This window comes from Plantactinospora sp. CA-294935 (genome assembly GCF_050936445.1).
Taxonomy (GTDB): Bacteria; Actinomycetota; Actinomycetes; order Mycobacteriales; family Micromonosporaceae; genus Plantactinospora.
In genome coordinates, this window is sequence record NZ_JBNJMU010000001.1 from 7,934,269 (window position 1) to 7,947,209 (window position 12,941).

The 12,941-nt window shown below is 68.2% G+C and carries 8 protein-coding genes and 1 pseudogene; 7 read left to right on the forward strand and 2 right to left on the reverse strand.

Annotation, left to right across the window (positions count from 1 at the left end; genetic code table 11):
- Positions 1-64: 64 nt before the first annotated feature.
- Complete coding sequence (locus tag ACQEVC_RS34860; RefSeq protein WP_432886424.1) at positions 65-400, forward strand: DUF7710 domain-containing protein; 336 nt, start codon at positions 65-67, stop codon at positions 398-400.
- Between the two features lie 381 nt (positions 401-781).
- Here the strand turns inward: ACQEVC_RS34860 and ACQEVC_RS34865 are convergent, their stop codons facing one another.
- Positions 782-1,852, reverse strand: coding sequence for a Wadjet anti-phage system protein JetD domain-containing protein (locus tag ACQEVC_RS34865; RefSeq protein ID WP_432886427.1), 1,071 nt, complete (start codon positions 1,850-1,852; stop codon positions 782-784).
- Complete coding sequence (locus tag ACQEVC_RS34870; RefSeq protein WP_432886429.1) at positions 1,849-4,599, reverse strand: hypothetical protein; 2,751 nt, start codon at positions 4,597-4,599, stop codon at positions 1,849-1,851. The genes ACQEVC_RS34865 and ACQEVC_RS34870 overlap by 4 nt, the downstream gene beginning before the upstream one ends.
- On the opposite strand from ACQEVC_RS34870, the gene ACQEVC_RS34875 reads away from it, so the two are divergent.
- The 6 genes and pseudogenes from ACQEVC_RS34875 to ACQEVC_RS34900 all read left to right on the forward strand — a co-directional run.
- Positions 4,525-6,252 (forward strand): hypothetical protein, encoded by a 1,728-nt coding sequence (locus tag ACQEVC_RS34875; RefSeq protein WP_432886432.1) that lies wholly within the window; start codon positions 4,525-4,527, stop codon positions 6,250-6,252. The genes ACQEVC_RS34870 and ACQEVC_RS34875 overlap by 75 nt on opposite strands.
- The gene (locus ACQEVC_RS34880; RefSeq protein ID WP_432886434.1) at positions 6,249-7,046 is read left to right on the forward strand and encodes a hypothetical protein; all 798 of its coding nucleotides are present in this window, start codon (positions 6,249-6,251) and stop codon (positions 7,044-7,046) included. The genes ACQEVC_RS34875 and ACQEVC_RS34880 overlap by 4 nt, the downstream gene beginning before the upstream one ends.
- 10 nt (positions 7,047-7,056) lie before the next feature.
- Positions 7,057-8,673, forward strand: coding sequence for a hypothetical protein (locus ACQEVC_RS34885; RefSeq protein WP_432886436.1), 1,617 nt, complete (start codon positions 7,057-7,059; stop codon positions 8,671-8,673).
- 835 nt (positions 8,674-9,508) lie between these two features.
- The gene (locus tag ACQEVC_RS34890; RefSeq protein ID WP_432886439.1) at positions 9,509-11,419 is read left to right on the forward strand and encodes an N-6 DNA methylase; all 1,911 of its coding nucleotides are present in this window, start codon (positions 9,509-9,511) and stop codon (positions 11,417-11,419) included.
- Complete coding sequence (locus ACQEVC_RS34895; protein WP_432886441.1) at positions 11,376-12,278, forward strand: MerR family transcriptional regulator; 903 nt, start codon at positions 11,376-11,378, stop codon at positions 12,276-12,278. The genes ACQEVC_RS34890 and ACQEVC_RS34895 overlap by 44 nt, the downstream gene beginning before the upstream one ends.
- Before the next feature lie 463 nt (positions 12,279-12,741).
- Positions 12,742-12,900 (forward strand): annotated as a pseudogene (locus tag ACQEVC_RS34900) (hypothetical protein); the annotation flags it as partial.
- Positions 12,901-12,941 lie beyond the last annotated feature (41 nt).

Genomic DNA, 12,941 nt, shown 5'->3' on the forward strand with positions numbered 1-12,941 from the left:
CGACGTCCGGAACTGTCGATGAGCGGATACCTCATAGGGCGGCGGCCTGCCATGCTCAGCCGTGATGAGTGATAACGCGAAGTTGATGCCGGGCGAGGAACGTCAGCCGACACTGACCCAACGTTCACCTGAACGAACCACCATGTGGGTCTTCCACGGAAACCATGCTCGTTACGCTTCAGGACTCTTCGAGACCTTGGACGCCGGACTCACCTGGGCTGCCGAACACAAGCTCACGGGCACCATGACTGAGTACCGCGTTGGAGGCACCTACGACGTCGCTGTTGAGGAGGGACGTTTCAGACCCTCGCGGGCCCACCACGGCAGCCCGGACCACGTTGCCGGCTTTTCGCCGGGTCTGCGCCACATCCATCTAGCAGACGGGCACGCCGACGATTAGGCATCCGGACATGCCGCCGACCGGGCGCGCAGGCAGACGACGAGCGGTCACGCTCCGTGTTCGGCGTCCCATGGTGCCTGGCATCCTGAAACTGTCGATGAGCGTGCACCCGATCACCGGTGGATGGAGGACACACACCAGCTCCGGTGCCGCCTCCCAGCCCTCAGCCAGCCCACATCACCAAGCCGACACGCAGGGCGAGAGCAGAGGCGTCCTCACCTGCCTGGGCCGTTCACAGCCAGCCAGATGACTGCCGCCGTCCGATGCCAGCGCGTTCAGACGGTACCTTCCCAAGATCCGGCAAGATCTTCTGGTTCGAGCCTATCGGGTAATTACACAGAGCCCGGGTTGCTCCCACCGCGGCGGCAGTGCCCCAAGGGGTCAGCGCAAGTCTGCAATCCAGCTGTCAACCGTGTGGCCGAGCATCCTGGCCGACGCGGCCTCCTGTGGGATGCGCAGCCCTCTAACCAGCAGAACTTCGACCGTCGCCGCTGGTTTGCCCAGCCAGCTCGCGAGCTCGATGGCCCGGTGCGGGTCAACCGGCCTCTGCCCTGGTTGCGGAAGACCTTGATCGAGTAGCAGTTGGTAGAGTCCGTGGGCTGGGCGTACAGGAGGTAGCTTCTCGACGGCGGCCGACACGGCGGCCGATGCTGGGATGCGCAGCCCGTCGGCGTCGAGGTCGCCAAAGTAGGCGACGTCGCGCACCTCGGGTAGTTCGCCGATGCTGAGCACCGATGCCTCGAAGGCCGCGCCCGCACCCCATGCGATGTGCCCGACCGCACTGGAGGCGGCGGCCAGCGCCCTGCGCAGGGAGTCGAAGGTGTCGGCGTTCTCGACGACCAGCAGGATTGGGCCGTCGCCGATGCGGCGGACGGGAAGCGGCGGATGGGATCGGAAGGTGCGCAGCATTCGCAGGGTGAGACGGTCCGGTCCGAACAGCGACGTGCCCAGCAGAGCGTCGAGTCGCTTCTCGTACCCGAACAGATCCAGGGATCGCTCTCGCAGGGGCAGGACGTCGTTGTCCCGGCCGTGGTCGCGCAGCCAGGTGTTCACGACTTGGAGCACGCCGACCTGCCCGACGGTGAGCCGCGCCGTGGCCGCCCAGGCGAGCTCCGGGCGCCACGGCACCGCCAGGGCGAGGGCGGCGGCGGACATCGTTGCCGTTGGCTGAGACATCGTCAGCCTCGCCGGCAGCGGCGGTTCGGCCGTTCGGTCGAGGTTCCTCGACGTCGTCACCATGCCGGCCGTGGCCAGTACGGCGATCGTGGCGGCAAGATCAGCGCGGCGGGTCGGCCGGGTGGCTGAGGCCGGGTCAGCGCGGGCGAACAGCGGCCAGAGCTCGGCAAGCGTGATGGTGCGCCTGCCCCAGGCTTCAAGCTCGGCGGCCAGCCGCGCGGCGCGCGGGCTCAGCGGATGGTCAGCTGGCGACGCGAGGGGTGTCCCGATGCTCATACGGGCCTGCGGTAGACACGCGTGGCGGTGACCGTACCCAACGCCGTACCGCTCGGCGATAGGTCGTTGTCAGGGAACGGCTCGGGCAGTTGGCGGCGCACAACCTCGGCGACGCGAATGTGTTTCAGTCCGGCCCGCAGGTCGGCGTCGTTGCGCATCCTCACCCACAGGGGGAAGGCCGACAAGGCGCGATCGTCGGACAGCCCGGTCGTGTACACCAGTTGCACGCCGAGCGCCGCCGCGACGCCTTGTTGCAGTTCCAGCAGGTATTCGGCGCTGGCCTTGCCGATCGGGTTGTCCAGGAACAACACGCCAGAGTGCCGGGCCCGAATCTGGCCGCGTTCGTTGGCCCGGAGGGCCGCCATCGTGCAGTAGAGCACGATGGCGGCAGTCAGCTCTTGCCCACCGGAGAACACCTCGTTCATGTTCTCGATCGGCACTCGTTCGTCACGCAGGACCGCGTCGGGTTTGAGGAGGTCGACGAGGAAGCCCTTCGGCACGGCTGCCTCGATGCTGCGCAGCAGCAGAGCAAGGCCGTCCCGCTTTGGTGCAGGTGCGCTGCCGGCCCGTCCGGTGGCCGTAGCGGACAACTCGTCCACGACCTCACCGACCCGGGCGGTGAGCAGGCTCGGATCGGGTTCGGCGAAGCGAATGCGCAGGAACTCTTTGCCTTCCCATTCGCCCAGACCGGCGGGCAGTTTGGAGAGCCGGGATGCGGTTCGCAAGGTTTTGAGCGCGCCGTCGACGAGCGCGGCCAGTCGGTCGACGATCAGCTTGCGGTGCCGGCTGGCGGAGTCGAGGTCGCTGGTGAGGGTGGCCAGGCGCTGTTCGAGTTGGGTGGCGAACTCGCCCGCGCGGGCCGCCAGCTGTTCCCGGGCGAGGCCGACAAGGGCGCGCCGGGCGACGTTGGTCATCGCCTCGAACTTCGGTTCGCTGGCCAGACGCACCGCCACGTCGACGAGCCGGATCACCTCCTGATGCGCGCTCCGTTCGGCTGCCATGGTCTCCCGCAGCCTTTCCTGCGCTGCTGCGGCGGCTATGCGGGCTTGCTCCGAGGTGCCGGCGTACGGTTCAACAAAGCCGGTATCCAAGTCAACGTCGGGCTGGTCCAGCCGGGCTGCCAGGGGCTCACCGACCGCACCGAACGCACGGGTCGCCTCGCCGGCGTCGCCAGCGCGCTGTTGCAGGCGAGTTGCCTCGGCGAATGCCTCCTCGTAGCGTTGCTGGCCGGCCCGCTGCGCAGCGATCGCTGCCGTCAGCAACTGCCGGCCGTGCTCAACACTGGTGGGCCGGCGTTCCTCGGGCAGCTGGATCCACACGTTGCGGTTGTCCGACGGTGTCACCGCTTTCAGCTCTCCGGTGACCACACCGACCTTCTCTTTGGCGGCGCTCATGGCTTCGTCGCAGCGAGTCCGTTCACGCTTGGTTCGCGCGATGGCGGCTTGCCGACCGGCCGCATCCGCGCCGTCCGGACTTCTCAGCAGCTCCGATGCGCGGGCGATGTCGTCCGGGTCGTGGCCGTCGACGTCGGCTCGGAGCCGTGCCGCATCGGAGTCCGCGGTGTCGGCTGCGGCGCGCAGGTCTTGGCCAACCTCGACCGCGGCGTAGGCGGCTGCCGCAGCCTGATAGGCGGAGCGCAGCATCGGGATGTCGTCGGCTGGCACTGTCGCGGCGTGCTCACCGGTGGAGGTGACAACGTCGCCCATTTCGGCACGGTGACGCTCGGCACGGGCGCTCGCGTTCTCGGCGGCCAGTGCGGCCTCGGTCGCCTGCTCCTGCGCTCGGTCGCGTTGTTGGGTCAGTTCTTCGGCGGTCCGCTCGCCCAAGGTAATCGCATCGTCGATCTCGGGCAGTCGCTTGCGCTGCTCTTCGGTAGCCGCTACGGCTGTCGCGAGCCGGTCCAGTTCCCCCGCCCGGTCAGCGGCGACCCGTTCGACCGGGCGAAGATCTCGGAGTTCGTCCTCAATCCGTTCACAGAGCGTCGCAGCCGCCTCGGCTGCTGCAACGGCGATTCCGTCGGCTTCCTCGGCATCCGCCAGCTCCTGCTCACGGGTGGTAAGGGTCTCGCGTAGCTCGTCGAGCCGTCCAGCAGGACAACCTCGCCGCCAGGCGGCCAGCTCAGTCTGAACCTCCCGAAGGCTCGTCAGCGTGGCGGTGACAGAGTTGATCTCGCTGCCGCGGAGTTCCATCGTCTCGCGGAGTTGGCCACGTTTAATCTCCGCGGCCTCGGCATCGAACAGCGCCGGGTTGGGCTGCACGACGAACTGCTCGCCGACGCCCTCGGCCGGATCGAAACCGGGCTGCTCGGCGGCGGTGGTCAACATGCGGGCGCCGGTGCCGACGGCCACTGCGGCGGCCGGGAGCAGTCGCGCGGCGTTCAGCGCTTGGCGGGCGGCGGGCATGGCGGCGGGGTCGACGATGACGACGCCGTCGGCCAGCTGCGGATGCGCTTCGATCACCTGGCCGCGCTCGGCGGCGGGCACGTTCTCGGCCAGGTAGCGCCAGCCGGCGTGCGCCCCGACACCGGCGGCTCGCAGGGCTTCCAGGCTCGCCTCGACCTCGACGCGCGGCGGGAGCAGGCCGCCATCGCCGAGCGCGTCGAGCAGGCGCTGGTCCTCGCGCTGAGCGTCGCGTAGCTCGTCGAGCTCCAGCCCGCGTCTCACGTCGTCGTCGTGCAACCGCTCGGCCAGCGCGTCGGCGCTGCCGTCCAGCATGTCGATGTCGACAGCATCGGTGGACAGCGCCACCTGGACGAGCTCGTTCGCGGTCAGCCGGGCGGCCGGGTCGAGGACAGCTTGAAGATCCCGATTGGCATCCTCGTGGCGACCGCGAGCGACGCTCAACGCCTCGCGTGTTTTCTGAGCGGCCTTCGCTGTGTCACGAACGGCGCTCTTCGCACCTTGGTGGAAACAGTGAGTGATGTCGGGTTTGCTCAGCGCGTCAAGGCGCTGGCCTGCACTGCACCGTTGCACGATCTCGACAACCGCAAGACGCAGGTCCAGACCGGGGACTTTTCCGTCTACCATATGAGCGAGCTAGCGCTGAACGCCATCGATCTGGTCACCCTGGCGATGGACTTCGACGCGGGGGCTCCGCCCGAGCGTATTGAAACTGATCTTTCCTGCTTTGTCGCTCGTCAGGCACCCGACCATGACGAAGCCGAACACCGACGGGTTGCCCGGTGGGTGCTGGAGAACCTGCTCAACGTCGGCTCGACCGACCGGGGCTTCCGCGCGGTGTACGGCATGACCGCCGGCGATGGCAGCTACAGCCGCTACGCGTTCGACTTCAAGCTGCTGGAAGAGGTCTCTGGGCTGGACGGCGGGATCTTCCTGCGGGCCACGAACGAGGCAGTCAACGTGCTCGTCGGTGCGCTCGAAATCGACATCGAGTCGGCCCAGATCGCCGCGGACCTGCGCTTGGAGACGCTGATCCGGCGCGGCCGGCTGTCCGACGCTCAGGCTGCCGCCCAGGCCGCCCGCTACCGGACCATTCAGTACGGGGAGAAGCTGCGCCGGCGTCTGGAAGCGACCGAGCGCGATGTGCGCACCGTCGACTGGCTGCACGAGATGCCGCAGTTCATCGCCGAGGCGATCGAGCACATCGAGGCCCGCTACAAGGCGGAGAACGCGATTCTCGTCAACATCACCGAGGCGCGTGACACCGCCGATACCGCGGCCCGCAAGCTGCAGGCCGCCCAACTGGTCGAGGTCGTCCGTGACTGCCTGCGCCGGCATGAACAGTTGCAGGCAGCGTTGCAGGGTGCGGGTCGGCGGTTCCGGGCGCAGCAGGACCGGCAGACGTTCGCCCCGGGCAGCGCCGGGGCAGCCTTGGATCTGCACGCCCAGTTACTCGTGCCGGTCCTCGCGCTGCCGGTCGCACATGCCGACGATGTCCTCGCCGCGTATTTCGTGCGCGGCGTCGGCGTGCGGGTTCCGCCGGCGCTGCGCCTGGTCGACCTGTTCACCGCGCTGGTGACCGCGCCGACCGAGCGGGAGCTGCTCGGCGGCGAGATCGAGGACCCCGATCTCGACGAGGTCGTGGAGGAACCCGCCTTCCCGGCCGAGTGCTACGAGCTGCTCGACGAACTGCTCGATCTGGATGTGGAAGCGCCGCGGAGGCTGTCCGGCCTGCTGGAAGAGGCCCGCACCCGGCACCCGGAACTCGCCGCGCTCGTCGTGGTCCGGGTCATTGCGCTCGCCGCGCAGGAAATCAACCCGGCGATGCGTCATCAGGCATCCAGCGTCTTTATCGCCGTCGACGATGGCACGCCACTGCACGATCCGGAGTACGGCGGAGCCGACCTCCTCGTGGCGCGTGCCGCCATCGAGCGTGTGTACGCCGCCGACCGCCCTGTTTCTCGCATCTCGACGTCGGTACCGGAGGAGGATGCCGCGTGACAACCGCAGCGCAGCTCACGGCAGATGCGGCCCGGCTGGTTGGCTACGGGTTCCGACCCAAGCTCGTACCGGCCCGCGATGACACGTACCGCGACCTCGTCCTGCGCGCCCGCACCGATGACGACTTCGCGGCGGCGGTCCAGGCGGTCGCTACGGGACTCGACCTGGTCGTCCTGGAGATCAGCGACCGCAGCGGCATTGTGGTCGGCTCCACCGAGGACAGCGTCTTCGCGGTGAAGATGACCGACTACGCCCGCCGCACCGGAGGCGAGGGCAAAGCGTCCGAGCGGGTCCTCCACGCCCTGGCCCACCTAGGCACGGCGACGTTGGCCTTTCCTCGGCCGGCCGACCTCGCCAACGAGACCTATCTGAGTCGGATCACCGTCGACGGCGTCGAGGCGTTCGTCCGTGAAGCGGCCGGCCGTCTCGCTGAGGCGGCCGTCGAAACCGACACCGCGGACGTCGCGCCCGATCAGCCGGGGCTGGAGGCAGCCTGGCGTGTCTACACCCGGCGGGCACGAACCGGCAGCACCGGCGACGGCCGCAAACTGGCCAGCAGCACGACGGGAATCGTGAGCAAAGCGCTGACCTTCCTGGCCGATCAAGGACTTCTCGTGCGCACCGGCGATGAACGCCGCGGCACCTTCCGCACCACACCCCGCTACCGCACCCAGGTCCGCGAGGCCGGCGTGGTGATGTTCGAGGAGCTGCTCCGGCTCGGGATCACCGAGATCAGCGACGGCACCGGGACCGTCACGGTCGGCTGGACGGCCGAGTCGCTGGCGCAGCTGTAGGGAGAAGACGATGTACGAGCTCAACCGCGTCCGGTTGTTCTGTGTCGGCCCGCGCGGGGCCCGGTACACGGACGTCACGCTGGACCTGTCCGGTGTCGGGCAGATCATCGCCGGGCAGGGCAGCCTGTCCAGTACGACCGTGCGGCGCCCTAGTCCGTACAGCCTGCTGCTGCTGGAGAACGGCGGAGGCAAGAGCGTGCTGCTCAAGCTGCTCTTCTCCGTCGTGTTGCCGGGCCGGCGCAACGCCGTCGGCGGGTCGGCCGCGGTGATGGAGAAGTTCGTCCTCGGCGACGACGCCGCGCACGTCGTCCTGGAATGGATGCATGTCCGCACCGGTGACCGTGTCATCACCGGAAAGACGCTGCAGCGGCGACGGAGCGGCTCGGCCGCCGACCGTCTGGCCGAACACTGGTGGTCGCTGCGCCCGCACCACGGCGTGGAGATCGAGACCCTGCCGTTCACGGCCGACGGCCGGCGGCTGCGATTGGAGGGGTTCCGCGAGGCGCTGCAGGAGATCGATCGCGCGGCACCGATCACCCAGCTGACCTGGGTCGGCGCGGAGGTAGGCGCCTGGGCCGACCATTTGCGGGACACCGGGATCGAACCGGACCTGTTCGGGATCCAGCGACGGATGAACGCGGACGAGGGCGACGCGGCCAGCGCGTTCAAGTTCAAGTCCAGCCGGGAGTTCGTCGAATGGCTGCTGAAGATCGTCCTCGACGCCGAGGACGCGGTGAGCGTCGCGGGAAACTTCGACATCTACGCACGAACGGTCGGCGATCGGCACGCGATGCTGCTGGAGCGTGACTTCGCGGCTGGTGCTGTGGCGGCGTTGCGGCCGGTGGCGGACGCCCACGAGCGTCATCGCGCCGCGCGCACCAGCCGCGAGAGCGCCGTCCACGACGGGACCGCGCTGCTGCTGCGCGTCCGGGCTCGGGAGGCGGCCGAAGCCGAGTCCACGCAGCGGTTGCGCCAGCTGGCCAAGGATGCCGCGGCGACTGCCACTGCCCGGGAAGGCGACCGCGATCGGGCGCGCGACGTCGTCAACGAGACCCGCCGACAGACGTTCGTCCTGGAACGCGCCGACGCTCAAGAAGCGCATGATCAGGCGAAAGCTGGGCGTGACGCCGCCGATGCCGACCTGCGCGGATGGGCGCTCGCCGACCTGATCGAACGCAAAACCGCGGCCGAGCAGAAGTCGGCCCGGCTCGCTGAACAGATCACCCAGGCCGAACGTGATGCCCGGCCGGCGTTGGACGCACGCGACCGGGCTGCCGGTGCGTTGCTGAGCAAGCTGCACGCCGAGGCAGCAGCCGCCCGCGATGAGCGAGATCGACGGAACGAGCTCGCGGCGGCGCGCCTGGGCAACGCCGCAGAATTAGACAAGGAAGGTAGACAAGCGCTCGTCGAGGTCGAACAGCAGCGGGCCGAACAAAAGGCGATCATGAAAGAGGTCGCTAACAGCCGGGCGAAGGTGGAGGCCGCTGTCACGGCGGGCCTGCTCGCGGCGGGCCAGGGCGTGGCGGAGGCGGCGTCCGAGGCGCAGGAGACTGCCAGGATTGTCGCCGAGCGGATAAAACAGGGTGAGCAGGCACACCACGGTGGGGACAGTAGCGCGGGAATGTGACAGAGAATACGGCCGCAGGTTCATACTAAACTTGCGAACGGGGGACGCCGGTGCGGCCGTTCTTGCCGCACGCTTCGGGCCCAGCCTCGGCACCCTCGACCAGCCAGCCTTACTCCCGCCGCGCTCGTCGCCGGCGCAAGCATTCCCAACTCGGTCCGCGCGTAGGCGCACTTCGCGGGCACGGTAGTGCCGTTTGCCCTGGCTCACCATCTCGGCGGGGGAAGCAATGACCAGCCAGCAAGGGCCGCCCATGCCGGTCAATCCTGAATTTACACAGTCAGCCTGCGGGGCCGAACGCGCCAAGATCATCTGGTTTGAGCCCAGCGGGTAGATCGGACGTATGTGGACCGGATGTGGCACAACCCCAACCGCCTTCACCCTGTTCAGCGGCCGATCGTGACACTATCGGCCGTACGCCGACGCCTGTCCTGACCGGTTTTGGTGCTGGTCACCCCGCCGCTGCGCCGTCAGCAGGGAGAAGCTGACCCCGGTGAGGTCCTCGGAGAGTGCCCAAAGGCGGCGCGCGACGTCCGGATCTTGGGCGGCCTTGGAACGGCCGACGAGCTTCGGGGCGCCGCGTACTCCCCCGAAGCCGCCCGGGCCTGGGTAGCTGTTACCCGGGATGTCGGCCGTGGGGGCGTACAGCGTGGGTAGCGCACCCTCGGTGTCGCTCTGCGCGAAGGGGCGGAAGACGGTGTCCAGAACGCGGTCGAAGAAGGGTGCATCGCTGCCGATGTGATCGAGCAGATTCGTGGTGGCCAGGCGGGGGTGAGCGGCGGTCGCGATGACCGGGGAACCGACCGCGGTTGTGCTGGCGTGGCTGGTGATCTGACGGATGTCGAGTGGGCTCGGCTGGAGCCGTTGCTGCCCTCCATGGCACCCCAGCGGGGGAGAGCAGTGGGAGAAGCTGAAGGCGCTGCCGAACGTCCTCTACTCGGATGGCGTGACATGGGCGCGATACAGCTACGGCGACCTCGCCGGTCCCGAGGTTGAACTGGAGGGAGATCCGTTCGACATCCGGCAGCCTCTGCGGACTGACGGATCCGGGTTCGAGGCGCTCATCCAGCAGTTTCTGCTGTGGGAGCCGGAGCAGCCCCGCACCCTTCCGCAGCTGATCAACATGGTGGCTGGCCTCTGCCGGTTGCTCCGGGACGAGGTCACCGCCATCCTGGGCGATCCCACCCGGGACGTAGCCCACGAGGAACTCTCCTTGCTCGCGGCCGACTGGCGCGACCTGCTCTTCCCCGACCTCGACGACCTCGGCTTCTCCGACGCCTATGCGCAGACAGTGACCTTCGCCCTGCTACTCGCACGAGTAGACGGGATCGCCTTCGAGCAGACACCCCTTCACGAGATCGCCCGCCTGCTCGGCAAGAAGCACTCACTGATGGGCCGTGCCCTGGCGGTGCTGACGGACAACGAAGCTGCCGACGAACTGCGCATAATCCAAACTCTGCGCCGGGTGATCGGCTGCATCGACTGGAACGTGCTCGATGACGGGCGGACAGACGTCCACGCGGATCTCTATGAGCGGTTCCTCGCGGCATACGATCCAGCCCTGCGGCGACGCAGCGGCTCGTACTACACCCCCAAGCCGGTTGCCGCTGCCGTGGTCGACTTCGTCGATGAGATCCTCACGGTCCGCTTCGACCGCTCCTGGGGCCTCGCAGCTGACGACGTGCTCGTGGTCGATCCGGCGATGGGCACCGGAACGTTCCTCGTCGAGGTGCTGAGATGCGTGTCGGACACCATTGACGAGAGACAGGGCAAGGGAGCGAGGGCACCCCGACTTCGCGAGTTCTTCCAGGACCGTCTCGTCGGCTTCGAGATCCAGGCTGCGCCCTACGCCGTTGCCGAACTCCGCCTTCACCAGGCGATGCAGGTCCAGTTCAAGACCGAACTGCCCGCCTCCGAGGTTCGTTTTCTCACCGATGCGTTGGAGGACCCGGTCAAGCAACAGGGTCGGCTGCGAGCCGCGTACCGCGTCATCGAGCGGGCTCGGCAGGAGGCCAACCGCATCAAGCGGGACGTACCGGTGATGGTGGTCATCGGCAACCCGCCACACGTCGAGAACAGCAGGGGCCGAGCTCCCTGGATCGAGGAACGCCGGAAGGTGCCCCTGCTTCCCGGCGCGTCATCCGGCCGTCCGTCACTCGACGAGTTCCGCGTCCCTGGGGGCGGCAGGTACGAGTCGGACCTCTACGGCCTGCCGTGGTGCTTCTGGCGCTGGGCGCTCTGGAAGGCGTTCGAGGCTCACCCCACCGAGCCCCAAGGAATCGTCGCCTTCGTCACCCCGTCGAGCTTCCTCAAGGGCAAGTCCTTCGAGGGCATGCGCGAGTATCTGCGGCGAACCTGCGACGAAGGTTGGATCATCGACCTGTCCCCGGAGGGAAACCGGCCCCAGCAGGACACCCGGGTGTTCGGCCCGGAGGTGGGGCGGCAGTTGTGCGTGGCAGCGTTCGCACGCTACGGGCAGGGCGATCCGGACAGGGCAGCGACCATCCACCGCATCTCGCTGACCGGCACCAGGCAGGACAAGCTGGCTCGGCTGAAATCGCTGCGGCTTGCCGACCCGGAATGGGCGAGGAAGGGCAGATTTCCTGACATTGGCGCGGGGCGGTGTGTACAGGGTTGCACCTTCCGTAGCGGCATGTGGTCCAGTGGACTTACGTCCCGATCCCTTGAGGAAAGGTCCCCTGCTCATGCATTCGTCCTTCATGCCACCCCGCCAGGTCAAGATCGGTGACGCGGCAGCCTTCGCCGGCAGCACGCCACGGGCGATTCGCCATTACCACGAGATCGGCCTGCTGCCCGAGCCTGAGCGGGGCGGTGATAACCGCCGCCGCTACGGGTACGAGGACATGATCCGCCTGCTGTGGATTCGCAAGATGGCCGACGCCGGGATCGCCCTGGACGACATCCGTGACGCCTTTACCACCGGCACGGCTTCCGCCGGTGCGGACAGCGGAGACGGTATCGCGGGCATCCTGGAGCGGTTGGAGGAAACCCTCGCCGAGCAGGAGGCGGAATTGCGGCGGCAACGGACCGCCGTGCAGCGGATGCGCACCGAAGGCAGCCGGATGGGCCTGCTCTCCGACTTCGTCACCGAACGCCTCAAGAGCCTGCCCGAAGGCTCCCTGCGTCAGGCGGACCTGGACACTCTGCTGGTCACTGAGCGGATCTTCGGCCCGCTCGGCGCGGCCGTCCAGGCCACCCGCTTCGTCGCCCTGGCCACGCATCCCACTCTGCGGGAGGATTCCGACCGCATCGATGCCGCCGAGGAGGCACTCGATGACAGCGTCGCCGTCGATGATCCACGGGTGGCTCAAGTGGCCGCCGAGCGGCACGCCTTCGAAAGCGCCCTGCAGGCCGTCATCGAGGAGTCCGGCCTGGATAAGGACGACGATGCCCTCTTCGACGCCTGGGACACTTTGCACCCAGCTACCGCCGACCACGGCGAGGACGAGGCCGACCTCAGCTCTGGCAGGCGGGAGATGAGCGTACTTGAAGCCGTCGGCAAGATGCCCTACGACTTCTCCCCAGCCCGCCTGCGCTGTATGGAACTGGCCGTAGAGCTATCCGCCCAAGACTCTCCCGCTACCTAAAACACGGCCTAGGCGAGCGTGGCGATGATGCAGACGGCGTCGCGAACGGCGTCCTCGGTGAGGTTGCCGAAGCCCAGTACGAGTTGCGGTGGCGTACTCGACCTCTCGGCCTGAGAGCCGCTCATCCCGTACAGGCCGATCCGCCGCGCCCGTGCCCGCTCGGCGCCATCATCCGCACCGGCGCGCGACCGAACCGGCTGCACTTCGTCGGTCCCGACCTGGCGCCGATTTCCGACGGAGACACGTATTGTGCCTGCACTGCTACCCTCCGGTCCGGGGAGGGGTATCGATAGCTACGGAGGTACGAGTCGACCCGGCACTGCTTGAGGCGAAGGCCAGCGTGGCGGCCGAGCTGCGGGTGGGCCTCGACCGGGAGTTGACGGATGTGGAACCGGACCAGCCAGGTGGCCCGGGAGTTGCGCGGCTGGCAGAGCGGGACCGCACTGGAGAACCTGCTGCACTGGTGGGAGGACGACCTGGGCAAGCTGCGACAGCGGCTGGACGCGCTGGCCGAGGGCCTACGCACACCGTCGTACTGGTCTCCGGCACCTGCACCGGACTCGACAACATGCGCGGGCAGATCGACCGGGCGGCCGAGGTGCAGCAAGCGGCACAACAGATCGGCGGCCCGACGACCGGCGGCGTCTCGGTGATCGCCTGGCT